The organism is Paenarthrobacter sp. NPDC057355 (assembly GCF_042667405.1).
Lineage (GTDB): Bacteria > Actinomycetota > Actinomycetes > Actinomycetales > Micrococcaceae > Arthrobacter.
Genome location: NZ_JBHVAL010000001.1, coordinates 353,320 through 377,328 on the forward strand (window position 1 = coordinate 353,320; position 24,009 = coordinate 377,328).

23 protein-coding genes are annotated in these 24,009 nt (G+C 62.4%); 10 read left to right on the forward strand and 13 right to left on the reverse strand.

Annotation, left to right across the window (positions count from 1 at the left end; all coding sequences use genetic code 11):
• Positions 1–178 precede the first annotated feature (178 nt).
• Positions 179–2,461, reverse strand: a complete 2,283-nt coding sequence (locus ACFUOZ_RS01645) for a fibronectin type III domain-containing protein (RefSeq protein WP_377544014.1) — start codon at positions 2,459–2,461, stop codon at positions 179–181.
• 190 nt (positions 2,462–2,651) lie between these two features.
• On the opposite strand from ACFUOZ_RS01645, the gene ACFUOZ_RS01650 reads away from it, so the two are divergent.
• The 6 genes from ACFUOZ_RS01650 (at position 2,652) to ACFUOZ_RS01675 (ending at position 7,140) form a co-directional block, all read left to right on the forward strand.
• A complete protein-coding gene (locus tag ACFUOZ_RS01650; RefSeq protein WP_377544016.1) occupies positions 2,652–3,161 on the forward strand; it encodes a hypothetical protein in 510 nt (169 codons plus the stop codon).
• A gap of 114 nt (positions 3,162–3,275) precedes the next feature.
• Positions 3,276–4,886 carry a multicopper oxidase family protein gene (locus ACFUOZ_RS01655; RefSeq protein ID WP_377544019.1) on the forward strand — a complete coding sequence of 537 codons (1,611 nt, stop codon included), beginning with the start codon at positions 3,276–3,278 and terminating at the stop codon, positions 4,884–4,886.
• The gene (lepB, locus tag ACFUOZ_RS01660; RefSeq protein WP_377544021.1) at positions 4,883–5,365 is read left to right on the forward strand and encodes a signal peptidase I; all 483 of its coding nucleotides are present in this window, start codon (positions 4,883–4,885) and stop codon (positions 5,363–5,365) included. Before ACFUOZ_RS01655 ends, lepB begins: the two co-directional genes overlap by 4 nt.
• 107 nt (positions 5,366–5,472) lie before the next feature.
• Complete coding sequence (locus ACFUOZ_RS01665) at positions 5,473–6,063, forward strand: sulfite oxidase-like oxidoreductase (protein WP_377544024.1); 591 nt, start codon at positions 5,473–5,475, stop codon at positions 6,061–6,063.
• 10 nt (positions 6,064–6,073) lie between these two features.
• Positions 6,074–6,811, forward strand: coding sequence for a ferredoxin reductase (locus ACFUOZ_RS01670; RefSeq protein ID WP_377544026.1), 738 nt, complete (start codon positions 6,074–6,076; stop codon positions 6,809–6,811).
• Positions 6,808–7,140, forward strand: coding sequence for a DUF6510 family protein (locus tag ACFUOZ_RS01675; protein WP_377544028.1), 333 nt, complete (start codon positions 6,808–6,810; stop codon positions 7,138–7,140). The genes ACFUOZ_RS01670 and ACFUOZ_RS01675 overlap by 4 nt, the downstream gene beginning before the upstream one ends.
• Positions 7,141–7,159: 19 nt before the next feature.
• On the opposite strand, the gene ACFUOZ_RS01680 is transcribed toward ACFUOZ_RS01675, so the two are convergent.
• The 7 genes from ACFUOZ_RS01680 to ACFUOZ_RS01710 all read right to left on the reverse strand — a co-directional run bounded on the left by ACFUOZ_RS01680 (position 7,160) and on the right by ACFUOZ_RS01710 (position 15,059).
• Entirely contained in the window at positions 7,160–8,164 is a 1,005-nt protein-coding gene (locus tag ACFUOZ_RS01680; protein ID WP_377544031.1) for a hypothetical protein, read from the reverse strand.
• A gap of 123 nt (positions 8,165–8,287) precedes the next feature.
• Positions 8,288–10,504, reverse strand: a complete 2,217-nt coding sequence (locus ACFUOZ_RS01685; protein WP_377544034.1) for a catalase — start codon at positions 10,502–10,504, stop codon at positions 8,288–8,290.
• 141 nt (positions 10,505–10,645) lie between these two features.
• Positions 10,646–11,692 carry a helix-turn-helix domain-containing protein gene (locus tag ACFUOZ_RS01690; RefSeq protein WP_377544037.1) on the reverse strand — a complete coding sequence of 349 codons (1,047 nt, stop codon included), beginning with the start codon at positions 11,690–11,692 and terminating at the stop codon, positions 10,646–10,648.
• Between the two features lie 125 nt (positions 11,693–11,817).
• Positions 11,818–12,741: an EAL domain-containing protein gene (locus tag ACFUOZ_RS01695; RefSeq protein WP_377544040.1), complete on the reverse strand. Its 924-nt coding sequence runs from the start codon at positions 12,739–12,741 to the stop codon at positions 11,818–11,820.
• A 282-nt stretch (positions 12,742–13,023) separates the two neighbouring features.
• Positions 13,024–13,791 (reverse strand): SCO1664 family protein, encoded by a 768-nt coding sequence (locus ACFUOZ_RS01700; protein WP_377544042.1) that lies wholly within the window; start codon positions 13,789–13,791, stop codon positions 13,024–13,026.
• Entirely contained in the window at positions 13,791–14,342 is a 552-nt protein-coding gene (locus tag ACFUOZ_RS01705; protein ID WP_377544044.1) for a DUF3090 domain-containing protein, read from the reverse strand. Before ACFUOZ_RS01705 ends, ACFUOZ_RS01700 begins: the two co-directional genes overlap by 1 nt.
• Positions 14,343–14,366: 24 nt before the next feature.
• Positions 14,367–15,059 carry a histidine phosphatase family protein gene (locus ACFUOZ_RS01710; RefSeq protein ID WP_377544046.1) on the reverse strand — a complete coding sequence of 231 codons (693 nt, stop codon included), beginning with the start codon at positions 15,057–15,059 and terminating at the stop codon, positions 14,367–14,369.
• A gap of 281 nt (positions 15,060–15,340) precedes the next feature.
• Here ACFUOZ_RS01710 and ACFUOZ_RS01715 point away from each other — a divergent pair, with 281 nt between their 5' ends.
• Positions 15,341–15,994, forward strand: coding sequence for a GAF and ANTAR domain-containing protein (locus ACFUOZ_RS01715; protein WP_377544048.1), 654 nt, complete (start codon positions 15,341–15,343; stop codon positions 15,992–15,994).
• 73 nt (positions 15,995–16,067) lie between these two features.
• Here the strand turns inward: ACFUOZ_RS01715 and ACFUOZ_RS01720 are convergent, their stop codons facing one another.
• From ACFUOZ_RS01720 to ACFUOZ_RS01740, 5 genes are all read right to left on the reverse strand, one after another.
• Complete coding sequence (locus ACFUOZ_RS01720; protein ID WP_377544050.1) at positions 16,068–17,072, reverse strand: hydroxyacid dehydrogenase; 1,005 nt, start codon at positions 17,070–17,072, stop codon at positions 16,068–16,070.
• Entirely contained in the window at positions 17,069–17,983 is a 915-nt protein-coding gene (locus ACFUOZ_RS01725; protein ID WP_377544053.1) for a carbohydrate ABC transporter permease, read from the reverse strand. The genes ACFUOZ_RS01720 and ACFUOZ_RS01725 overlap by 4 nt, the downstream gene beginning before the upstream one ends.
• Positions 17,980–18,894 carry a carbohydrate ABC transporter permease gene (locus ACFUOZ_RS01730; protein WP_377544056.1) on the reverse strand — a complete coding sequence of 305 codons (915 nt, stop codon included), beginning with the start codon at positions 18,892–18,894 and terminating at the stop codon, positions 17,980–17,982. Before ACFUOZ_RS01730 ends, ACFUOZ_RS01725 begins: the two co-directional genes overlap by 4 nt.
• A gap of 65 nt (positions 18,895–18,959) precedes the next feature.
• Positions 18,960–20,273 carry an ABC transporter substrate-binding protein gene (locus ACFUOZ_RS01735; RefSeq protein WP_377544059.1) on the reverse strand — a complete coding sequence of 438 codons (1,314 nt, stop codon included), beginning with the start codon at positions 20,271–20,273 and terminating at the stop codon, positions 18,960–18,962.
• A 126-nt stretch (positions 20,274–20,399) separates the two neighbouring features.
• Positions 20,400–21,554, reverse strand: a complete 1,155-nt coding sequence (locus tag ACFUOZ_RS01740; RefSeq protein ID WP_377544062.1) for a substrate-binding domain-containing protein — start codon at positions 21,552–21,554, stop codon at positions 20,400–20,402.
• A 230-nt stretch (positions 21,555–21,784) separates the two neighbouring features.
• Here ACFUOZ_RS01740 and ACFUOZ_RS01745 point away from each other — a divergent pair, with 230 nt between their 5' ends.
• From ACFUOZ_RS01745 to ACFUOZ_RS01755, 3 genes are all read left to right on the forward strand, one after another.
• On the forward strand, positions 21,785–22,408 hold the full coding sequence (locus ACFUOZ_RS01745) for a DedA family protein (protein ID WP_377544064.1): 624 nt from the start codon (positions 21,785–21,787) through the stop codon (positions 22,406–22,408).
• Between the two features lie 174 nt (positions 22,409–22,582).
• A complete protein-coding gene (locus ACFUOZ_RS01750; protein ID WP_377544066.1) occupies positions 22,583–22,963 on the forward strand; it encodes a hypothetical protein in 381 nt (126 codons plus the stop codon).
• A gap of 1 nt (position 22,964) precedes the next feature.
• The gene (locus ACFUOZ_RS01755) at positions 22,965–24,005 is read left to right on the forward strand and encodes an AAA family ATPase (RefSeq protein ID WP_377544068.1); all 1,041 of its coding nucleotides are present in this window, start codon (positions 22,965–22,967) and stop codon (positions 24,003–24,005) included.
• Positions 24,006–24,009 lie beyond the last annotated feature (4 nt).

The following is a 24,009-nucleotide window of genomic DNA, read 5'->3' on the forward strand; positions in this document are numbered from 1 at the left end:
CCCGTTTCGTGTCAGCTACTTGGTTCGGAAGCTTGGGTACTCGGTTACAGTCCCGGCCACTACCCGTCCCTCGCAGCAGCCGGCGCCCTCCACAATATCCGGCCGGCGCGCACAAGCAAGGGCCCGGCGGCCGCCGTTCCAAACGGGGGACGCCGGGTCCTTGCACAGCGTGGTGGGCTTACTTGTTCACAACGGTGATGGGTCCTGCTGTTCCACCCAGCGTGGACTCGATCCAGATGGTGCCTGGGTTGGTTGCCGGTGCGTTCGCGTCCCGGAGCCGAAGGGTGAAGACGCCCCCGGTCTCCGGCGCCACTGCGGCGATCACTGGGGCCGTGCCGATAACAGTGCCACCGGGACCACCAACACGGACACTGATTGTCCCGCCCACAGCGCTGCTGGTACCCGTGACCCGGAAGTCACCCCTCTTCCATTGGGCCTGGCCTGCGGTAACCCGGTCCGGGACCGGGGTCACGGTGACGACGTCGGTCTTCGCGCCGCCGCCTGCGGTTACAGTCAACTCGAATGTGAGTGGTTTGTTGGTCATGGGGTGTTTGTAGACGGGAAGGCTGAACGTGGGCCGCAACGTGGTGCTCCCAGACAATGTCACCGCATCCGGGTCCGTAGGGCTGCCCAGCACTTGCCTCCACTGATAGGTGGCGCCAGCAGCGGTGGAGGCTGTGCCGTCAAGGGTCACAGTGGTCGCCGTCGTGCCTCGGGTGACTGTTTGGTCAGGTCCGGCGTTTGCCACAGTTTCGCCCTGGACAGTGACAGGATCGCTCTTGGCTGATTCCGGGCCGTCCCCGTTAATGTTGGTTGCCCTTACCGTGAAGCGATACTGGGTGTCCCCGGCGAGCCCGTCGTACACGAGGCTGGTCACATCCCCGGTCACCTTTTTTCCGGACCCAAAAGCTGCGCCGTCTTCGGTGAAGGCCTGGACGGCGTAGCCCGATATGGTCAACCCCTCAGCGCCAGGGCTGGGGGCCGTCCAGGAGACAGTGGCGTTGCCCTTGCCGGCCACCGGTGCTCCGGTGAAGGCAGGGGCGTCCGGTACGGGGTCGTTGGTGATGATGAACTCCACGGTGCCTTTGTCCGAGACATTTCCCGAAGGGTCGATTGCGGCATAGGTGAATTTGCTGGTTTCAATTACCGGAACCGGGTCCCTGTAAAGGGTGGCGCCCTCGGCAGCTACGCCGCCGCTGCCGATGGGGTCGCTCCCGTCCAGCGTGTAGAAGATGTCGCTGCCCTGCTCGTTCGCCGTCAGCGTCAACTTCTGCGCCGTCGAGAACGTGCCCCCGTTAGGGGAGGCCGCCACCGTTGGCTGTGTCGTATCGGTTTCAGGGATGACGGGGACAGCAGGGAACGTTTGACCTGCACTGCTCACGGACACGACGTAGACATCGTAATCGTCGCCCGGAGAGAGCCCTTTGATGGTGGTGCCGGAGGCCTTGGGATCACTGATTCGCACCCCCGACTCGACCTGTTCGCTCCCGCTGACGGTGTGGCCGACGGCGGTGACACGGTACCCGGTGATGGCCGGCGTTCCAGGGACTGCTTGAGCGGGAGTCCAGTTGACCTTCAGGTTGCCGTTCACCTTGGCCACCTTGACGTTGGTGGGTCCCACGGGACCTGACTGCAGCGGGCCGTTGGGACATCCGCCCATTCCCGGACCGCCCAACTCCCCGAATTCTGCAATGGTGAGGCCTTGCCGGTTGGCGTCGGCATCTTCGACTTCCCAGGCCATGGCGCGCTCCCCGGATGCCGCAGCGGCGATTCCGGCTGTGGCTGCGTCATCGAATTCGTAGGTGGCCGTGAACGTACCGTCGTTGCCGAAGACAAGGCTTGAGCTATAACCGTCTGCGGCGGTGAGCGGACCTGGAACCGCGCGGATATCGCGGCGGCCAACGCTGGTGTCCTTCAGGGCAGGCTCCACGATCCGCTGCTCCATTTGGGCGCGGTTGACGCCGGCCCCGGCATGGCCCCTGACGGTAAGCGTGGTGCCGGACAGAGACGAATGTTCGGTGACGTAGGCGTCCTGGACGGTGGTAGCCCCTGCATCGGCGCCATCGAACTTAATGGAAACGACGTCGCCGGGCTGAATGTCCGGGGTGACGTTCAGGCCGGTGCCGGCGCCCCAGCAGTACCCGCCGGGGTGGTTGATTTCGAAGGCGACGTCCCCGGCGGTGACAACGCCTTTGACGGACCCGATCACCCCGGCTCCCTTCCGGGTCACTTCCACAAGCGCGGTCTGTCCCACACGGTCCTGGTACCCCTCGATGGTGATGAAGTCCCGGTCGGGAAAAACCACCAGGTTGTCCGGGAAAGTCGGGACGGCCGCGCTCGCGGAGGGGATGGCCATCAGGGACGTGGCGCACAGTACTGCGGAGACGCCGGCGATCGTACCGGCCCTGCCGTACCCGACGCGGAACCGCGGCCCTCCCGGCTTGTGCAGTTTTGAATTCATGACAACCTCACTGGTCCTGGGTGTTTGAGCGCGTTGTTCACGCATGACCTGACCCTAGGGAGGCGACCTTGCGGAAAGGCTGTCATGATGGTCACCCATGGAACGTCCAGGCCGTGGGGGACTTCGGGCGAATCACCGGCCGGACTGGAGCCCAAGGGTTTCCCTAGAAACGGCGGCGATACTGGGCGCCATGGCATCTACTGCAGCCGCCAGGCGTATCAGGGTCCTCGTTCCGCTTGTCCTGCTCATACTCGTGGGGTCGCTGGTGACGGGCATCGTGACTGCGGCGCCAAGGAAGGCCCCGGCAATGCTGGGTGCCTCCGGAAGCCTCGACGGCGGGCTGGGACGCATCAATGGAGTCATTCCCCTCGAAGTGGACGGCTGGGCGCCCCCAACCGACGCGCCGGCCTTCGACGACTCACCTGCCCAGGAAATGCATCGCGTCCGCATCCTCGTGGAGTTCACCGCCATGGAAGAGGATGGCATCACTTTTGACCCGTCCCGGTACTCCGTCGCGTCCCTGGGCAGGGGCACCTGGGAACCTGTCTGGGCTGCGCCCGGGCCCGCTCTCGTCAAGCAAGGCGAGAGCATCGACGCCACCTTGGTCTTCGAGCTCCCGGACCGGGCAGTAGACCTGACCCTTAAGGTGCCTGGCGGGCCGGGACTCTCCCTCGGGGCAGGGCATCACCGGCCCAAATGACCCAATCAGGTCCAAGCCTACCCATCCAAGATTTTCCCAAGAACAGAACAAATCGGGCAGGGAATCCCCAAGCTGGACCCGTCAGAGTCTGGGTATCAGCAAAGGAGGCACCTAATGTCCATTACACGCCGCCAGGTCCTGTTGGTCGGAGGGCTGGGAGTCCTCGGGGCAGGAGCCGCGATGTTCCCTACCGGTTCGGTGGAGGCCAAGTCCGCAAGCCGGCTCAGCGACAACGAAATGCCTCGACCATTCCGGGCAGATTTCGTCCAGGCGCCAATGCTCGCGCCCTATGCAACCGGCATCGATCCCGCCGACGGACTGCCGGTCAACTACTACAGGGTGACCGAAAAGGCTGGCACTGCCAGCATCCTTCCGCGACTGACGACGCCTATCCTGGGGTACAACGGAGTCTTTCCTGGTCCCACCATCAGCCTGGACCAAGGCACCAAAGCTGTGCTGCGGGTCCGCAACCAGCTCCCTTCCCAGCACGCGTTGGATGGACACGCACTGTCCACCTCCACCCATCTGCACGGCTCGGCGTCGTTGCCGCAATATGACGGCTATGCCTCCGACATTACGCATCCCGGCTTCTACAAGGATTACTACTACCCCAACTTCCAGCCCGCTCGCACTCTCTGGTATCACGACCACGGGGTCCACTTCACGGCCCTGAACGCTTATTCCGGCCTCGCAGCCCAGTACCACATGCATGATCCCCTCGAACGGCAGTTGCTCCCGCAGGGCCGCTACGACGTGGCTCTGACCATCAACGATGTCATGTTCGCCTCCAACGGCTCACTCGGCTACGACGACAATACCCACTCGGGACTTTGGGGTGACGTGATCCTGGTCAACGGCAAGCCTTGGCCGGTTATGAAAGTGCAGAAACGCGTCTACCGCTTCAGAATCCTGAACGCCTCTATCTCGCGCTCCTTGCGGCCCACCCTCAGTACCGGGGATCCCTTGGTGGTGGTGGGAACCGACGGCGGCCTGATACCCACTTCCCAGAGCGTGCCCAGCTACCGGCACGGCGGCGCGGAGCGGTATGAGATCCTCATTGACTTCCGCAAATACAGGACCGGTCAGCGGATTGAGCTGAGAAACCTCTCCAATAAAAACAACGTGGACTACGACTACACCAACAAGATCATGGCTTTCGACGTCACCGACGAGGCAGTGGACATGTCGGACCCGACGTGGAATCGGATACCCACCACGTTGACGGGGAGTGAGGCCATGTCGCTGAAGGCCAGCCAGGCGGTCAAAACCCGGTCCTTCCGGGTCAAGCGCAGCGACAGCACCAATCTGTGGACCATCAACGATGACAGTTGGCAGGACGTCATCGCCAGCGGTTACAAGAAGGTCGCCGCGGACCCCGCACTGAATTCGGTGGAGATCTGGGAGATCGAAAACAAATCAGGCGGCTGGTTCCACCCGGTCCACATTCATCTGGTCGATTTCCAGGTCCTCAGCCGCAACGGCCAGCCACCTTTTGCCTACGAACGGGGGCCCAAGGATGTGGTGTATGTCGGTGAGGACGAGAAAGTGCGGCTCCTCATGAAATTCACACCCCACGCCGGCCTCTACATGATGCATTGCCACAACCTTCCCCATGAGGACCACGACATGATGGTCCAGTTCCGGGTGGGCCTCAAGGAGTCGGATCTGGATGTCAACGACCCCATGACAGCGGCGAAAGCTGAGTGGGATGACGTGAAGGAATGAGCGCGCGTTTCCTTCGCGGCCTTGCGGTGGCAATCGTGCCGGCCCTGGTTGTTCTTGCCGCGAGGGCCTGGCTGGTTGAACCGATTACGGTGTCCTCGGACAGCATGGCACCAGCCATCGACGAAGGTTCGGTAGTGCTGTTGTATAAACCAGCTGTTCCTGCAGAGCTGGTCCGGAGGGGCGTCGTAGTGGCCTTTACCGACCCCGAAGACGGCAGACCCACCATCAAACGGGTCATTGCTGTTGAGGGGCAGGTTGTAGCCATCCGCGACGCGGAGCTCTACGTGGACGGGCAACACGTAAGTGAACCCCTTATCGATCACAGCCGCATAGATGCGACGTACTTCGGGCCGGTGACTGTTCCGGCTGGGGAAATATTCGTGCTGGGCGACAACAGGGGCGTCTCCATCGATTCCCGGGACTACGGTGCAGTGCCCTTGGCCGCCGTCCGCGGCATCATCATGACTGGCCGGCACTGATTCCGTCAGCACCGTAAGGATGATCTCTGGACCCGGGCCCAAGCTTGACCTATGGTGAGGGCAGCAGCGGCCACAGGCCGGGTGAAGCTCCATCGCGGAGGTGCATCATGGGTGTCATTTCGTCCGGGTTCCGTGGGCGGCGGTCGGAGAACGCTGCACTGCCTCCCGGGCAGCACTTAACGCAGGACTTTCCCGTCCTGACCGCCGGGCCCGCTCCGCTCATTTCAATGGACACGTGGGAGTTCTTCATCGCCACGGAGGAAGGCCAACGGCATTCCTGGTCCTGGGACGAGTTCATGGCCCTGCCACAGGAGGAAATCACCCAGGACATCCACTGCGTGACCAGCTGGTCGAAATTGGGAACGGTGTGGCGGGGGGTTTCGGTGGACACCCTTTTCCAAAGCGTCGAAACAACCAACGACTTCGCCACGGCGCACTCCTACGGCGGCTACACAACGAACGTTCCACTGTGGGATCTCCTGGGTGGAAAGGCTTGGGTGGCCTGGGAATTCGATGGCAAGCCGCTGGCCCGGGCCCACGGCGGACCGGCACGGCTCCTGGTGCCGCATTTGTACTTCTGGAAGAGCGCCAAATGGATTCAGGGCCTTGAGCTGACGGGGGAGGACGTTCCCGGTTTTTGGGAATCGAACGGCTATCACCTTCACGGCAATCCCTGGCGGGAGGAACGCTACTCATGAGGCAGCTGCCGTGAGCTCGGTGTGGCAGGTCGCCGAAGTGGTCGGCGGGATGGACGAGAACGCCTCCGCCAGGACAATCCGCCTTCGTGTGGAAGGCCTGCTGGGACATTTGGCGGGACAGCACATCGACATTCGCCTGACCGCCGAGGACGGCTACACCGCCATCCGCTCATACTCTGTGGCCTCCGCCGGCACGGACGGGCAGTTGGAGATCACCGTTGACGAACTGCCCGACGGCGAAGTGTCGCCTTACCTTGTCAGGGACCTGATGGTGGGGGACAGTCTGGAAGTCCGGGGACCCGTCGGCGGCTGGTTTGTCTGGCGGCCCAGCAACGTCAACCCCGTCCAGCTGATTGGAGGAGGCTCGGGCGTGGTGCCGTTGATGTCCATGATCCGTGCGCATCAGGCTTCCGGCAATGCATCGCCTTTCCGGCTCCTGTACTCACTTAAATCGCCCGGGACTTCCCTTTATGGCGATGAACTGAAGCGTTTGGACCGCGAATCGAACAAGTTCACGGTGGACTACGTATATACGCGTTCGACGCCGGAGGGCTGGCCCAGCCTGCCGGCCCGCCTAACGCCGGACACACTTTTGGCCAGGATTTTCCCTGCCGATGAGAACCCGGACGTTTTTGTGTGTGGACAAACCGTTTTTGTGGAGGCCGTAGCAGACTGGCTCGTGATGGCCGGCTATTCACCTGAGTCGATAAAGACCGAACGGTTTGGCGGGACAGGAGGCATGCAGTGAACAGCGGCCATGACTTCACCTTCCCCGAACCCGAGGATCAGGACGTCGCAGTCACACCCCACGATCCGATCCCTTACGTGGACGGAAACGCGGCGGCCGGTGCCCTGTCTGAAATTTTCCGCATCGACATCATCGCCGCGCTTGGACGCTGCCGGCACTGTGGCTCGGTGCGTGCTTTTGGGGCGGCCATGGTCTTCACGGATGCACCCGGCATTGTGGTGCGCTGCCGCGACTGCCAGGGCGTCCTGCTGCGATTGGTTCAGACACCAACCCGATACTGGTTGGATTTGAGCGGCCTCAGCTATCTGGAGATTGACCGCGAGGAGTAGCCCCCTGCAGTGCGTCCGCTCATTTCTGGTTCCTCTCGTTCGCAAGCTTGTTCCGCCGGTCCTCCTCGCGCTTGGAATATGCGGCAGCGCGGACTGCCTCCTCTGACTCCAGGCTGCTGCCAAGGGCGCCGCCGACGGTGGCCGCTGAGGCGACGAACCACGTGAGTACAAACAGGTCGCCGTAATCAAGTGAAACCTTGAGGTAGCCCCCCATGACCGCAGGGTCGAGCACAAACAGCGCCCACACCAGATTCACTATATAGAGTGCCAGGTAGCAGATAACCACCCCAATGGTCAGCGTAATCAGGGTGGAAGTGTTGTAGAGGCGCGAGCGTTCCTTCGCTCCGTCGGAATTGTCCTCAGCGCGATCCCAAAGGCCGCCGTCGATGACGAGCCAGCCAACCACAAGCGCAATTGAGGCAATCATGGCGACTAGGAGGCGCCAGGGCGACAAGGAACCAGCCAACAGCCAGACCGTGGAATTGATGGTGGCTACCGCTCCAGTCGCCAGAGCTGCGACCAGCGCGGATTTCAGACCGGGTACCAGCAACCAGGGACGGTTTGCCAGGACCATGCCCAGCAGCAGCCTGAAGCGGTTGGTGAAGCGCGGAAGCGGCTCGCCGTGCCCGTCCTGCGCGGTACCGTCCAACCCGCTGACGAGCGCGCGTACTGCGTGCCGGCCGCGCCGGTGCATGCTTACCCCGCCGAGGGCTGGCAGGGACAGCACAGCTGCGCGTTGCCCTTGGTCGGTCTCGGCCAGCAGGTACCGGCCATCGCCTTCGTCGCGGAATGGAAGCTCGGTCAAGCCAATGACGACGTCCCACTCATGGTCACGGGCGTGGTCCCGGAGCCGCGCCAACGCAGTGTCGACGTCTTCGGAGCCCATGCTGAAGGGCTCACTGACTACTTCTATGTTCCATGCCGCGCGCTCCGTTCCGCCCGGGGGCTTAAGGTCACACAGTCGGTGTGCAAGCTCCGTGGGCGCGGCGGGGTCGGCCATTAGACCGACCTGAATCGGCTTCATCACGGCAAACTACCACAAACGGGCTGTGGTGCCGACCCCCCATCGGCCGCCGTTTCCAGCCTTCCACCATGCACTTTTGGCCTGGAAGCTTTGTTCGGATGCCGATGGGGGACGACTCGATTATTAGGCCGACGCCGGAGCGAACCGCTCCCACACGCGGTGGGCTGCCAGCAGTCCGAGCAATTCCTGGACCAGGGCGTCACCGTTCTTCCCGGTCACAATGCCCGGCGTGCCTTCCGGGATGCCTGCCGCAGCAAGTGCCGCTGAAGCGCTGTCCAAGGTGGCAATGGCCTTCGCGTGCCGGAAGGCTTCGGTCAGCAGCAATACTGCCCGAGGATCCAACTCGCCACCGGGAGCGCCTGCCTTGGCATCGAGCCCAGGCGCTGCGTCAGGTGCCGGGGCGGCAGCCGTTGCAACAATAACCGCATCAAACTCTGTTGAACGGGCGGTGAGATAAGTGCGCTGCACGGGGATCCCGTCGTCGTCCCCTCCCAGGAAGCCACCTGCCGGGGCGATGACCAGCGGAACGATGCCCTCGGCATCCAAAGCCTTCCGGGCCGCCTCAACAGCGGAAAGGTCACTGTCCTGGTCGGCGAGAATCCCCACGATCCGGCCAGCGACGGGCCAGGTTTGACCTATCTGCGAAAGCGCGGGGCTCGGTTCGGCGTCCGGCACCTCGAGAGTCGCGGAGGGTGCTGGAAGGCCCAAGCCCTTGGCCACCGCGGCGCACAGATCGGCGTCGATGTTGGCCAAAGCGGCGAGCTGACGTTCGCGAATGGACTTCTCGTAGCACTTGCCAAGCTCGAACGTGTAGGCCTGGATCACGTGATCCTGCTCGATCGGGCTCAGGCTGCGGAAGAAGAGCCTCGCCTGGCTGTAGTGGTCGTCAAAGGTCGCCGGGTTGCGGCGCTCCTTGAGGGACGCGGCGAGTTCTTCCGGGACATCGATGAACGCTCCCACGTCCTGTCCGGCGTGGAACGGGCAACCGCCGTCGAGGGAGTTGGGACGGTACGGGGCGACTCCGCTGTGGACTGCCTGCTGGTGCATCCCGTCGCGGAGCATGTCGTTGACCGGAGCCTGCGGCCGGTTGATCGGGATCTGGCCGAAGTTGGGACCACCAAGGCGGGAGATCTGCGTGTCCAGGTACGAGAAAAGCCGTACCTGCAGCAGGGGATCATTGGTGACGTCGATCCCCGGAACCAGGTGGCCGGGGTGGAAGGCAACCTGCTCGGTCTCGGCGAAGAAGTTGGTGGGATTGGCGTTGAGGGTCATGATGCCGATGGGCTGGACCGGAGCCAGTTCCTCGGGCACGAACTTGGTGGGGTCCAGGAGGTCGATGCCTTCGAACATCTGGTCTTCGGTGTCCGGGAACGTCTGGACTCCGAGTTCCCACTGGGGGTAGGCGCCTGCTTCAATGGCGTCGGCCAGGTCCCGGCGGTGGAAGTCGGGGTCCATGCCGTTGATGATCTGCGCTTCTTCCCACACCAGGGAGTGGACACCCTGCTTGGGCTTCCAGTGGAACTTCACCAAGGTGGTGCGGCCCTCCGCATTCACGAACCGGAAGGTGTGGACGCCGAAGCCTTCCATGGTCCGGTAAGAACGGGGGATGCCACGGTCAGACATGTTCCACATGGTGTGTGCCTGGGCCTCGGTGTGGAGGGAGACGAAGTCCCAGAAGGTGTCGTGGGCGCTCTGAGCCTGGGGAATCTCGCGATCCGGGTGGGGCTTTGCTGCGTGCACGACATCGGGGAACTTGATGCCGTCGTGGATGAAGAAGACAGGAATGTTGTTTCCCACGAGGTCGTAGGTGCCCTCGTCTGTGTAGAACTTTGTTGAGAAGCCACGGGTATCGCGGACAGTATCCGCTGAACCGCGGGAGCCAAGCACGGTGGAGAAGCGGACGAAGACAGGAGTCTCCACATCCTTGGCGAGGAACCCGGCGCGGGTGAGGTTGGCCGCGGTGCCGTAGGAACGGAACACACCGTGGGCGCCGGCTCCGCGGGCGTGGACTACGCGCTCAGGAATGCGCTCGTGGTCAAAGTGCGTGATCTTCTCCCGCAGGTGGTGGTCCTGCAGCAGGATGGGGCCACGTGGGCCGGCCTTCAAGGAATGGTCGGTATCGCCCAGGCGAAGTCCTTGGGCTGTTGTCAGGTACTGGCCGGACTGGGCACGTGCAGTGGCCGGTGCCCCCGTGGGAGTACCCGTTGGAGATACAGCTTCGGGCGCGCGCTGATCCGGCTTGGGCGGCAGGGGTTCGCGGGGAGTGGTGGGTTCTTCCAAACTGGCCGGCTCGCTGCCAGGGACTCCGGGGATGTTGATGTCGCGCTTCTTGTCCGCCATGAATTTCTCCTCAGAATGGTTAAACCAGCAGTGTTCTACCGATGGGGCCGAGATGCTAAGCATGCTTAGCATGTTTTGTACCCTAGGGAATGTTGTTCAACACTGCAAATTGGATTCGGTCCAAGCGTGGAGAATGAAGCGCTACGACCCCAGGAGCTTTTGCAATCCGGCGGCGTGTATTTGTGCGAGACCGGGTTGGTCCTGCACGTCACTGAGCGAGAGTCCCGTGGCGTCCTTGACGGCGCGGCGCATGGCTTGCAGATTTGTGAATCCGCTGGCCTCGGCAATATTCGCCAGAGACCGCATCCAGGAATTTGTGTCGGAGAGAAGTTCCAAGGCTTCCACAGTCCTCAAAGCGCGGATGAACTTGTTCACCTGCAGGGCTTCGGCCTCGAAAAGGTAGTACAGGGCCCTGCGGGAAAGGTGTGAATAGGCCACTACCTGCTCAACGCCCAATTCCGGGTTCCTGTAGTTCCGCCGCATGAACTTCTTGACCGCGGCTATGCGTGCCGGTTTCAGGTCAACGTCATCGACCGGTGTTTCCAGCAGTGAGCCGATAAGGCCGGTCATCATGGATCGGAAGACAGGCTGCAGGCGGCCCACTTCGCGGTCCACGTTTGCGTCCTGCCAGCTGGACAAAGCCGGAAGGATCAATCCGCGGACCAAGGGGTGTTCCCTGATGTCGGCCAGGCCCTCCAAGCGCTTCATTGATTGGCTGTCCAGTCCCAGCAGTTGCCTGTCGAAATGGATTCTGACTGCGCTGAGGCCTTTGGGCGCATGGAAACTCCCGGCCGCTGAATGATCAAGGAACCTGACAGTCCCACGGGAAATTTCCTCGGATCGACCGGAGAAGCTGAATCCCGCGCATGAACTGCGGAAGTACACCAACCAGTTTTGGGCAGGAGCCGGGGCCCTCCAGTGGCAGATGGCCGGTTCGTTGACCACGTCCACCAGGCTGAACCCGGGACCCTCGAGGCTCATGGCTGTTGGGTTGAAGCCGGGACGGATCTGGCGTTCGGTCTTCTCCAGTCGTGCGGGGGTGTCGATGGCGCTGCCGTACCAGCACCGCCAGTGTTCAAATCTTTCCTCCGGATCCAGCCCCGCCGGGATGGCGTAGCGCTTGATCCCTTCACTCCGGGGGGCGTCGCGGGAAGAATGATCGGGGGCGGTCGAGGGTGTGCATTTCATGGGGTATGGCCTTTTGGCTGCCGGGCAGCCGTGGTTCTGCTGAACATCAGTGCAGCGCGCTCATGCGATGGGAAGTTACAAGTCTAGGTACAGTGCGGGGGTCACGCGGACACCCGTGGTGGACATCACGGCTCTCGCCAAGTGCGCCATTGCTCCGGCTCGACTGAGGGCCGTCCCAGCAGGTACCCCTGGCCTGCGGTCACTCCCAGATCCCTGACTGCAGCCAATTCTTCCTCGGTCTCGATACCCTCGGCCACCAAGTCTGCTCCAATACCCGTAGCGAACGTGACCATGGCCGCTCCGAGCGCCATTTTGGCCTGGTTTCCATCGATTTCGGAGACGAGGTCCCGATCCAGCTTGATCACGTCCGGCCTCACGTGGAGGATATGGCGCATCGAGGCGAACCCCGCCCCGGCGTCGTCAACCGCTATCCGCAGGCCGAGGGACCGCGCCCGCCCCAGGGCTGCGCAAAGCGGTTCGTAATCCGTTACTGGCGTGTGTTCGGTCAGCTCCAAGACGATTCGGTCGGCGGCCAGTGACGAGTTTTGAAGTATGGCGTCCATGCGTGGGTCAAGACACGCTTGCGGAGACACATTGACGGAAACGTAGAGATGGGCCGGGAGCGCTGCCGCGGCCTCGACTGCGCTTTCCAAGGCCAGGAACTCGAGTTCGCGAACACACCCCGCCGATGTGGCGTCGGCAAACCAAGCTTGGGGTGACCGAACGGGCACACCGTCGAAGCGGGTGAGTGCCTCGACGCCGGTGACCTTGCCGGTCGCGAGATGACGGATAGGCTGGAACGCCGTTGCCACAGCCCGGCTGCTGATGATGGCCTCCACCTGGGTGCTCAGCCGTTCGCCGGCCGGGTCTTCGCCTCCCTCATGGGTCGCCGGGTCGGAAGTGCCTTTGCGGGCTGCGGCCTTGAAGAAGAGCCGAACCAGCATGGACGACGCAATTCCGGCTGCGGCACCCGCGAGAAAGACATCCGGCCCCGCACCTTTGCGTTCACTGCTGCGGACTGACTGCGTGATGGCTGTGAAGATCACCATTGCAAAACACTATGGTGCCCACACGCAGGTAGGGGAATGCAGCTGTATCACTCTGTGCAGAGTTGCACCCCGGGTCATTACTCTTCGTGCAAAGCGCTGGCGCAATGCACAGAGTGATCCCTCGGGCGGAAACTTCTGCACTCATCGGCATCGAGCCGCGCGTTGGCCCCGGTATCAGAGGCTAGGCTTATCAGCGTTCCTGTTCCGCCCGGCCATCCCCCAAGTCGCTGGGCGGGACGGGGACTTGCCCGCCGTCGTCGAAATCGTTGGTTTCGCGGCCTGCTAGAACAGTGGCCATGGCACGGAGGGCATGCCGCCGTGCGGCGCCGGTAACCGTCCCGCCGAACGCAACACGGAGCAGCGGGCATGGAACGCAGCGATTTCCTCGGCCGCCAGCAACTCGGCCAGGTCGCGCCCCAGGTCGCCTTGCAGTCCTTCGATCACGCGCTCGATTCCCTCGCGTTCCTCGCTGGCGAGCGAGTCTCCCAACCACCCCCAGAGGACCGTGCGCAGTTTGTGTTCGCTGTTGAAGGTCAAACCATGGTCCACTCCGTGACGGTGCCCGTCGGCCATGGCAAGAATGTGGTTTCCCTTCCGGTCGGCGTTGTTGACGACGACGTCGAACACGGCCATCCGCCTCAGCGCCGGCGAGTCCTCGTGAATGAGGGCAACCATTCGACCGTTGTCGTCCTCACCTTCAAGAACAGCTTTCCAACCCGCCTCGGGAATGTTGTCCGACGCGACCAGGTCTACCGGGTTTTGCCCGGGGTCCTGCTCCTTCCACAGCTGCACCATGCCCGTCCCCAGAGGCCCGTCCCGCAACCAGGTTCGCGGCACGATGTTCCAGCCGAGCACCTGCGAAACCAGGTAGGACGCTACCTCCCGGTTCGCCAGGGTGCCGTCGGGAAAATCCCACAAGGGGCTTTCGCCGGCTATCGGCTTGTAGACGACGGTCACCTCGCCGATGCTGCCAAGGAAAGTAGCGTTCGACGCCGTCGTGATGCGGCCGGTAAGCGTCAGCTCGTCGGCGATCAGGTCCGGTGCAGCCATCAGACCTCGGGCAACGTGCAGCTGTGACCTTCGGCGTCCATGGGGTACCCGCAGATGTCGCAGTTGGGGCGGCCTGCGGCGACGATTTCGAGGGTGCGCTTGGTGAACGCGCGGGCGGTGCCCACCGGCATTCGCACCAGCAGCATCTCTGTGTCCTCGGGCCCGTTGCTTTCGAGCGGTTCGTCGACGTCGTCAACGTCGGCATCGATGGGGTATGCCTCGATCACGACCTGGGCGGTGGTGGGATCCCAGCCCAGGCTCATTGCACCAGCGCGAAACTGCTCCACGGGAGCCTCAAGCGGGTCATTGTCATCGAGTTCGGAAGGACTGCTCGAGGGAACGCTGAACGGGTTGTCCTTTACGGTGCTGAGCTGGTCCAGGAGTTCGTCGATCTTCTCGGCAAGCTGCGCAGACTGCTGCTTCTCAAGGGCAATACTCACGATCTGCGTCCCTGCGCGCACCTGCAAATAGAAAGTGCGGGCTCCTGGGCGGCCAATGGTGCCAATGACGACCCGGTCCGGCCAGGCAAACTCGTGAACACGCGTAGGCATGTCAGTATTTTATGCACATGCGGTTCACGGCGTCTTCTGTCCGGCCCCGCCACCGACCTGCGCATCGCCGGAAGCCATGCCATTCGCCAGCCATGACAGGTCGCCCGCGTCTGTATTGGTGGCATAAACGCTCGGGCGATCGGCACCGTAGTGCACGATTGACACGGAGGCGGGACTGACGTTGATGCGCTGGAACAAGTCCAGGTGCATGCCGAGCGCGTCGGCGAGGATCGATTTGATGACATCACCGTGACTGACCGCCGCCCAGACCGCGCCCGGGCCGAACTCCGCCTCGAATGCGGCATCGTGGCGGCGAATTGCGGCTACCGCCCGCGCCTGCATCCCGGCCATGGATTCACCACCGGGAAAGACGACGGCGGATGGTTGCGTTTGGACTGTTGACCATAATCCCTCGGTCGCCAGCTCACTGAGGGCACGACCCTGCCACTGGCCATAATCGCACTCGGTGAGATCGTCGTCGATTGGCGCGTGCGGCCTGCCGTTTTGGCGCTGAAGAATGAATTGGGCTGTTTCCCGGCACCGTTCAAGCGGGCTGGAAACTACACCTGCAACGGGCACCACTGCCAACCGGTTCGCCGCCGAGGCGGCCTGTTCCCTTCCGGTCGGATCCAGGCTCACGCCTGCGGCCCTCCCGGCCAGCAGTCCGGTGGCATTGGCCGTGGTGCGGCCGTGCCGCACGAGGATAACTGTCGCCATCCACCAAGCCTAACCATCCGCCGCGGGCTGGAAGTATCTATTCGCCCGGTTTGCTGCAAGCTGGGGTTTGAATGAGAGCGCACAAATACGGCATAGTAGACTCAAAATTTCGCTGAAGAAGCCCGGCGCCCTTTTCGCTTTACTGCGGAGGTTTTATGCGCACCTATGCCCGCCGCCGGATCCATGTGGAAGTTTGACATGGAAACCCGAGAACAAAACGACGACTTCAAGAACCTCCATCAATTGATTGCTGCTGGAGACGTCCGGCCTTTCTGAACGGCATGACCCGGTACGCGGCCACGACGATAAGCCGGGTGGCCGGGGTGCGCGTGGAGTGTGCCGTGACGTTGTGGCGGCGAAAGCGTGCGGTAACTGTTGCCGGCAGCAGCGACAACGCACTTCTCCTGGACGGCATTGAGCAGGCTATCGGAAGTGGCCCCGCGCAGGAGGCCTTGGAGACATCAATGCCTGTGCACCTCGCGGACGCTACGACTGACCAGAGATGGCCCGAGTATTGCAAAGACCTCGCCGCGGCAGGTTTTGAAAGCGCGTTGGGCGTTCCGTTGTCCTTGGGAATGGACTCGGCGGCGGCGCTGAACTTCTTTGCCGCCGAAGCCGGGAAATTCACGGAAGAGGCGATCCGCGAAGCCGAAGTGTTCGCGGACATAGCCGCGCAGGCTCTGCGGCTCTCTTTGCGTATCTCGACGGCTGACCTTTTGGCCGAGGACCTCAAAGCGGCCATGGAGCGCAGGACTGCCATCGATCTTGCGTGCGGCATGATCATGGCCCAAAGCCGCTGCACCCAGGGTGAGGCCTTCGCATTCCTTCAAAAAGCTTCCCAAAACCGAAACCAGAAGCTGCACGACGTCGCCGAGGGCATTATCGCCGGAATCTCCGAGCCGCGGGAAGCCGCGACGACATTTTTCCAGGACTGAGCAACGTGACGTGAGTTGAGCGGTGAGGGCTCGGCTCGAAGGCCCGCGGGAGATTCCCTGGATCATCGATCTGCTACGCGGTGAACGCGAGGTCCTCCGCACGGACGCGAAACCGCAGCGGTTCGCCGCGGGCAAGCCGCAACGCCTCGTTCACGGCACTTGCCGCCATACGTTCAAGCTCGTTGCCCAATGATCCTGCAACATGCGGGGTGAGAAGCACATTGGGGTGGGTGTAAAACCCCGAGTCCGAGGGCAGCACCCAAGGTGTTGTGACGTCCAGGATCGCGTACAAGTCGCCCTGCTCCACCCTGGCGAGCAGGGCGTCCTGGTCCACGAGCTCGCCCCGGGCGGTGTTGATGAAGGTGGCGCCGGGCCGCATGGTCTTAATCAGCCCGGCGTCGATGAGGTTCTTAGTGGAGGGTAACGACGGCGCGTGGAGACTGACGACGTCGCTGCCGGCAATGAGCTGCTCCAGGCTGACCAGCCCGACTCCCAGTGCCGAGGCCTCCTGCGGTGACAAGTACGGGTCGGCGACGACGATGTCCAGCTCGTAGGGGGCAAGCAGGCGGATCACATGCCGGCCGATCCTTGAGGCACCGATGATGCCGACACGTTTGCGGTAGTTTCCCATGTCCGGGAAGAGCTGCTCAGGGAGAACCTCCTCGCGGCTTGTATGGAGCGCCCGCGCGATCTGGAGGACGCGCTTGTTGGCCAGGATGATCACGGCGACCGTATATTCGGCGACCGGGATGGCGTTCGCATCCGCAGCGGAACTGACCTGGATCCCACGCTCCCAACATGCCTCACCGATGTGGTGCTTGATACTGCCCGCGGCATGGAGCACGTATCGCAGCCGTGGGGCGGCATCCAGTACTGCGTCGTCGATCATTGGGCAGCCCCAGCCCGTGAGGAGGATATCGGCCGTGCTGATCAGGGCACGTCCGTCGGGGGAATGGAAATCCTGGATGGGTTTGCGGCTCAGGATATTAAGGCTGGGTTCCAAGGGGTCCAGGCTTCGCCGGGGGAAGACCCCTCGTGCAGTGTTTTCGGGCATGGCCAGGGCGACATTCAATGTCATTTGACGCTCCCTGCAGTCAGGCCGGACTTCCAGAAACGCTGCAGCAGGATGAAAGCGACGAGGAGCGGGATCACCGACAGCAGCGAACCCGTGATGACCATGGGAGTGAATTCCGGTTGGGGGAGGGAGTAGCCCTGCCAGATGGAGATTCCCACGCTGACCGGTAGCAGCTGCTGGTCCTGCAGCATCACCAAGGGGAGCATGAAGTTGTTCCACACGCCGACGAATTGGAAAAGGGCAATGGTGACATATCCCGGGAGCATCATGGGCAGACCCAGGGAGAAGAAAGACCGGACCGGGCCGGCGCCGTCCACGCGGGCAGCTTCCAAGGTTTCCGAGGGGACGTAGGCCGCCGAATATACCCGGGCGAGGTAGACGCCGAACGGGTTGCACAGTACCGGGATCAGGATGGCCCATACGGTGTTGGTAATTCCGAACACCGAGGCCAGCATGTACATCGGCAGGACTGTTGCCGTATTGGGAATGAGCACTCCCATCAGGACCACCCCAAAGAATGAATCCTTGCCGCGGAACTGGAACTTATCGAACGCGTAGCCCGCCATTACGGAAATCAGGCCGCCGAAAATGGCACCGAAAGCTGCGTAGAACATGGAGTTGGCCATCCAGCGCAGGAACATCCCGCCGTCCTGGTTGAGGACTGCAGCGACGTTCTCAAAGAACGCCGGGTTTCCAAGGGCGTAGGCACCGGTGGCATAAAGGTCCGAGGCGTTTTTTGTAGAGGCGAAGAACAACCACAGGACCGGAAGGACCATATAGGCACAACCCAGGACAAGGAGGGCGTTGACGGTGAACTTACCGGCGAAACCCCGCGCGTGGTTGTTGCTGCTTTTCCGATGGGGAGCGGGCTGCCTCGCGGCCTTCCCGGTCCTGGTCAGTGTTGGAGTGCTCATGCTTTGTTCATCCTTGAGCTCAAGCGGGTGACGACCCAGGACAGCACGGCTGCTACAAGGGCGATGATGATGGATGCTGCGGCTGCCTGGTTCAGGTTGTGCCGGTTGAAGGCGGCATCGTAGGCCCACATGTTGGGGACCCAGGTGCTGGTCACGGAGGCTGTGGCTTTGCCGATGATGGATGGCTCGGTGAACAGTTGAAGCGTGCCTATGACGGTGAACAACATGATCACGCTGAGGGCCGGCAGGATCAGCGGCAGTTTGATGCTGAAGGCTGTCCGGATTTCTCCGGCACCATCAACGCGGGCGGCTTCCAGGACCTCCCGGGAGACAGCTTGGAGGGCGGTGAACAAAATGATGACGTTGTAGCCTGTCCACTCCCACACGGCAATGTTCACGATGGAGGGAAGGATCATGTGGTTGTCCAGGAAGTTCAGGGAGATGCCTCCGCCCTCCAGGACCGAGACGATGGGGCTGACGCCGGGGGTGTAGAGATATGCCCAGATCAATGCAGCGATCACGCCGGGAACTGCGTGTGGGAGAAAAACCAGCAGTTGGAAGAGCTTCCTTGCCCTGGCAACCGTCGCGTCCAGCAGGAGGGCAAATGCCAGGGCGCCGCCGACCATGCACGGGATGTAGATGACGCAGTACAGGGCGAGCCGCCCGATACCTGCAATGAAGCTCTCGGACTGCAGGACCTGGAGGTAGTTCTCCACCCCTACGAATGAGGTCTTGGCCTGGCCGAAGCCCAGGCCCGACTTCTGCTGGGCAAAGAAGCTAAGGACGATCGAGTAGATAACCGGCGCCACCATCGCCAGGGCGAAGACGGCGAAGAATGGTGTCAGGAACAACGCCGCGGTGCGGCCGCCGGTTCCGGACTTGGATCGGGTTTTGCGCTGGGGGCGGGTCATGCCGTCCTCCGAGGCAGGGAGGCCCGGGGCGGGTTTTGATCCCGGGCCAACCCTGCCATGCGGGCCTACTCCTTGACGGAGAGGCCGCTCTGCTTGAGTCCGGCTACCGTCGCGTCCTGGGCTGCCTCAACGGCGTCCTTGACCTTCCCGCCGGTGGTCAGCTTGCCGTATGCGTCCTTAAGTGCGGTGTTGGTGATGTCCCAATTGGGTCCCCACTGCCAGCCCGGGGTGATGGTGGAGTATGCCTTGTCAAAGACCTGGTAGATGTCGTTGCCGAAGTAGCTGGCATCGAAGGCTTTCTGGGCCACCGGCGTCAATCCCGGGAACGCGAGGAACGCCGAGCCGGTGTTCCCGCGGGCCTGGATGGCGTCGGGGTTGGTGGACAAGTACTCGATGAACTTGGCCGCCGCTGCGGGATTCTTGCTGCTCTTGGTGATGTTGAAGCTGGAGCCACCATAGAAGGCATCGGCAGGGGTGCCCCAGTTAGGCACTTCCGCGGCGATCCACTGACCCTTCTGGCCACTGGCTTCGGTTCGCTTCTGGATGCCGGTGGCGCTCCAGTTGGCACCCAGGACTCCGACGACGGCTCCACTGGCCAAGTCTGCCGACCACTCATCGCTGAAGGACTGCTGGACTTTGACGATCTTTTGGTCGATCAGCTTTTGCCAGAACGTGGCGACCCTCTGCGTGGCTTCATCATCCACGCCGACTTTCCAGCTGTCACCCTCGGTGTCGAACCACTTGGCTCCTGCCTGCCAGGAGAGGGCGGCGGTCAGTGAGGCCTCGTTTGGATTGAAGCTGGCCAAGTGGGCGTCGGGCGCCACGGCCTTCAGCTTTTTGCCAGCATCCTCAAAGTCGTCCCAGGTTTTCGGGACGCCCACGCCTGCCTTGTCCAACATATCCTTGCGGTACCACATGATCATTGGTGCGGCATCGTAGGGCAGCGCATAGGTCTGGTCACCGAACTGCACCAGGGCCTTCGTGCCATCGCTGAGCTTGTCCACAGTCGCTGATTTGTCGATGAACCCGTCCAATGGCTGAAGCTGTCCGTTGCTGACGAACTGGGGCAATTGGGGGTATTCGATGGTTGCAACGTCCGGGCCGTTGCCGGCTGTGATCGCCGTCGAGAGTTTGGCGTAACCGCCGCCGGCGCCGTTGGGAACGGTTTCAAAATTGACTTTGATCTTGTCCTGGCTGGCGTTGAAAGCCGCGGCCACTTTGTCCATGCCGGCCAGGGAGGACCAGAAGGTAATGGTGCCGCTGGGGTCCTGCGAGGGACTGGGGGCGGGGCTGGCAGCCGGTGTGCTGGCGCAACCTGATACCAGGGCCGCGCTGACCATGAGGCTGGCGGCTCCCAGCAGAAGCTGGCGTCGCTTCATTCTGTTCTCCTTCGAAGTTCACGATGCGAAGTCGGAGAGTGCGTGCTGCACTTGACTACGTTCATTGAACCAACAGAGATGAACAAACAGATATGAAGTAAACAGGAATGAACAAACTGCCAGTGATCAGCTGCGAGGATCCTGGGAGCTGAATGCAGGCTCGAGCTCTCTTCCCTCCGGCAGCGTCGAGTTGCGGACTACGAGGGTAGGGGACAGGTTGACCCGTTGCCGCGCAGCGGGGCCAGGCCGCCGGGAAATGACCCGGTTCGCGCACATCGTCAAGGCCTGGTGTCCGACGTCGAACTTGGGCGGCGCTACGGCAGTCAAGGGTGTGGTCCCCAGCGCCGCGATCTCGTCATCGTAGGCAATGATCGCGAAGTCCTCCGGGACCTCGATGGCACGCTCCTGGCACACGCTGGCGAACTGCAAGGCGTCTTCATCCGTGTGCACAATGGCGGCGGTGACCTTCTCCCGCAAGCACCAATCGAGAATGTCGGCAACAAGCTCATGATGGGCCTGGGGATCGTTCCGGGCGCGCGACATGGTGCGGACCATGTTCGATGCCGGGTGGGTCTGCGGTCCGGCTTTTTCCATTGCTTGACCGAATCCCTCGATCAACGGCGGAGCGGTGGGGCTGTTCTCCCGAAGGCACAGGGCGATCCTTTGGTGCCCGAGCTCCTGGAGATGGGCGACGGCGATCCGGGCACCCTGCGCGTGGTCGCTTCGCACGCACTCGAAATTGCCGCGATCGAGGGTGTCTTCAATGGATCGCTCCACGACGACGATCGGAACCGCCGCAGCCGCCAACAGCTCCAGCGTTTGGGTATTCGAGAGAGAGGCCTCGCTGGGCGTCACCAGTATCCCGTCGACGCCGAGATCCAGCATTCTCCTAAGCTGCCGTTGTTCTTCGGTGCTTGAGTAGTTGGAGACGCCGAGAATCAAACGAACGCCCGCTTCCCTTGCAGCGGTCTCAGCGCCACGAATGACACCGCTGAAGTAGTACGAAGCCGACGGGACGATCATCCCGATGGTGGCGACAGCGCCGCGATGCGGGGCCCGGTTGGCAGGCAACTGTCGCAGCTGCTGCGAAACGGGGGCGTCGGGAACCGCAACTGCCCCTCCATGCACCCGTTCCACCATGCCCCGTTTCTCCAGGATGGCAAGGTCCCGGCGGACCGTCATTCCTGAGGTTTTGATCCGGGCTGCGAACTCGGAGGCATTAATAGAGCCCTTGAGGGCCAATTCCCTGAGAATGAGGTGTTTACGGTCTTCCGACAGCATCCGGACGGGCCTTTCGCAGTGTGCACTAGGAAGTGTTCATTATGTTCCTTTGTGTTCAAGTGTACGCACTGGTTTCGGCGAAATGGTGAAACCCCCGGCAACCGGGCAAAAAGCCGTGAGTCGGGATATTGGTGTAATTCCGGTCTACCCGGTCCACCATCGTTCCAGGCATCCTGTAGGGATCCACGCGGTGTACCACCTCGTCGGAAGCGTGAAAGGGGTTATGGCCTATGGGTGGACTCATTGATGGGCTCCTGAGCGTCAGTCCGGTGCTCGCCTACACCCTGGTTGCTTTACTTGTGTTCGCCGAAGACGCCTTCTTCCTCGGTTTCGTCATACCGGGAGAAACGGCAGCAGTCCTCGGGGGCGTTATTGCCAGTCGTGGCGAAGTGCAGCTGGGATGGATGATGGGCTTGGTGGTTCTGGCTGCGATCCTCGGTGACACCGTCGGCTACGAGGTCGGCAAGCACGCCGGGCCCCGGCTCCTGAAAAGCCGTGCTCTGGAGCGGCATCGGGAAAAACTCGGAAAAGCGCAGGACTTCCTTCGGCGACGCGGTGGAGCCGCCGTCTTTCTGGGTCGTTTTGTCGCCTTCTTCCGGGCGGTGATGCCGGCGCTGGCTGGCGCATCCCGTATGCACTATCCCCGCTTCCTGTCTTTCAATGCTGCCGGCGGCCTGGTCTGGGGGGCCGGCTTTGTACTGCTGGGCTACCTGGCAGGGAATTCCTATGAAGCCATCGCGAAGGTCGCGGGCAGGGACATCACAGCGGTCGCCATCGCCATTGCGCTCGTGGCTGTCGTTGTCTTGCGTATCCGGTCGTCGCGCAGGAAGCGGCGCAGCGCGAACAAAGCATGAAATGAAGGAACATGTCGGGTCAAGGTATTGCTAAGTAGCCTTAGTAGTGGTCTCCTTATATCGGGATGAAACTCTCCTCCCGCTGCCCGGTCGCTCACCGGTTAGCCCCGCCGACTCCTCGGAGATGCCATGCAAGGGATTGGTGGCCCAAGCCTTACACGACTGACGCAAGACATGCGCCCCCTCGGATGCCTGCACTGCGGGACCAATGAAAATGTTGCCATCGAATCCATAGAGTCATTGCCGCCGCACCCGGGCGAACTTCAGGTCCAGGTTGGTTACGTTTGCCGGAAGTGCCAAGGCAATTACCTGCATGCGGCACGGTTCCGTGATGTCGCTGCGGTCCTGAACAGGACCCGCTCGCTGGATGGATTGCTCCGCTTTGCTGGAGAATACTTCCACTGCGGAGAGCCGATGTCGCTGATGGGTTCGAAGATTAAGAGCATTTACGCGCCTCTGTCCACCGATGAGCCCTATGAAGACGCCTCGGTGGTCAACGTCGGAACCAAGGTGCTTCGGTGCCAGTGTGGCTTCCAGCTGGAGCTGCCGAGCTGACATGGCTTCCGGCCGTAACCCGCTTGATGACCTGCGCGAGACAATCGGTCATCTGGCCAATCAACTCAAGCTTCAAGGTACCGAACGGGTGGACGACCTGATGGGCGAGTTCGTCGGTGCCCGGCCGGGTCCGACCCGCCCGCTGTCCGAGGTGCAGGCCGAACTCGACGCGCTGGTCGGTCTCGAAACAGTCAAGGAACAGGTGCGCGCCTTGGTTGCCCTGCTGCAGGTCCAAGCACGCCGTAAGTCGCACGGTCTGCCGGAAGTGGCTACGTCCCAGCATCTGGTGTTCCTCGGAAACCCTGGTACTGGTAAAACGACGGTGGCCCGGCTATTGGCAGAGATGTATCGCGCGGTGGGTTTGCTGCAGAAGGGCCACCTGGTGGAGGTGGACCGCTCCGGTCTGGTGGGCCAATATGTGGGGGCCACAGCCATAAAGACCGATCGCGTGATCCGGCGAGCTCTGGATGGGGTTCTCTTCATCGATGAGGCCTACGCCCTGGCTCCGGAGGAAGGCCGGATGGACTTTGGCCCCGAGGCGATCGAGGTGCTGCTGAAGCGGATGGAGGATCACCGGCACCGCTTGGTAGTTATCGTGGCCGGCTACCCGCGCCTTATGGAAGCCTTTTTGCTCTCCAATCCCGGACTGCGCTCCCGCTTTGCCCGGGAGATCACGTTTCCGGACTACTCCGTGGACGAGCTCGACACGATCTTCCACCAGATGCTGTCCCAGCACGAGTACGTACTGGAACCGGATGCGGACCAGATGCTCCGCCGGATCCTCACCGGCCTGCACGCAGGGGAAGATTCGGGCAACGCTCGCTTCGCGCGCACATTGTTCGAGCAGGCGCTTAACCGTCAGGCGCTGCGCTTGTCCCGCGACGAAAAGCAAAGCCTGGACATGCTTGACCGAGAGGCCGTGATGACCCTTACCTCGGAGGACATCGTCGAGGCGGCACTGGCCCTGGGTGAGGAACCGGAGCCGGAACCCGGTACGACGCCGGAGCCGGTCCAGCCGCGCTGGTGGCGCTGGCTGGCCTGACCAC